The sequence below is a fragment of the Pseudomonas sp. 06C 126 genome, from assembly GCF_001855215.1.
Classification (GTDB): Bacteria; Pseudomonadota; Gammaproteobacteria; order Pseudomonadales; family Pseudomonadaceae; genus Aquipseudomonas; species Aquipseudomonas proteolytica.
Genome location: NZ_MIFU01000155.1, coordinates 1 through 683, shown reverse-complemented (window position 1 = coordinate 683; position 683 = coordinate 1). Strand labels below are relative to the sequence as shown.

Here is a 683-nt window from a genome sequence, read left to right as displayed (position 1 = left end):
TGGGTGGCTGTCAGTGCCGTTGAGGGTGTAGCTGTAGCTGATCACGCCGGTGCTGGCGTTGTAGCCGGTGATGGTCAGGGTGTTGCCGAAACCGGTGGGCTCCGACTGCGGGAAGGTCGCGGCGACGCCGTTGGTGACGACGCTGATACCGCCCACCGTCAGGTTTTTCAGGCCATCCAGTGCGGTCACGGTGAAGGTGCCGGATTGGGTCAGAGCAGGCCCATCGATAGCGCTGCCCAATGGCAGGTTTTTCTCGTAGACGGTGACTTCGCCGCCTTTTACTTCCAGGCCCGTCAGTACTACTGGGTCGTCGTTGTTATGCACCTGTAGCACCAGCTTGGCGGTGCTGGTGTCGCCGTCGCTGTCGTTCAATTGATAGGTGAAGGTTTCAGTGCCGCTGCCACCGCCGTTCAGGGCGACAAACTGTGGATCGGTTTTGTCCAGGGTGTAGGTGTAGCTGCCGTCGGCGAAGAGCTGCAGGGTGCCGTAAGTACCGGTGAAGGTACCGGCAGTTACCGGGCCAGTGGCGACCCGATCCGCGCCTTGCACATCGTTGCCCAGCACGCTGCCATTGAGGATGAGCTGGCTTTCAGAGGCCACGCCGCCGGGGTTGTCGTCGAAGGCTTTTGGCACATCGTCGACCACATTGACGTCCAACGTGCCCGTAGCGCCGCTGTTGTTGC

General features: G+C 61.3%; 1 protein-coding gene. It reads right to left on the bottom strand.

The genetic code is table 11. The features are described 5' to 3' along the window. Positions 1 to 683, bottom strand: a 683-nt coding sequence (locus BHC62_RS27125) for a VCBS domain-containing protein (RefSeq protein WP_218124039.1), incomplete at both ends; no start/stop codon positions are given.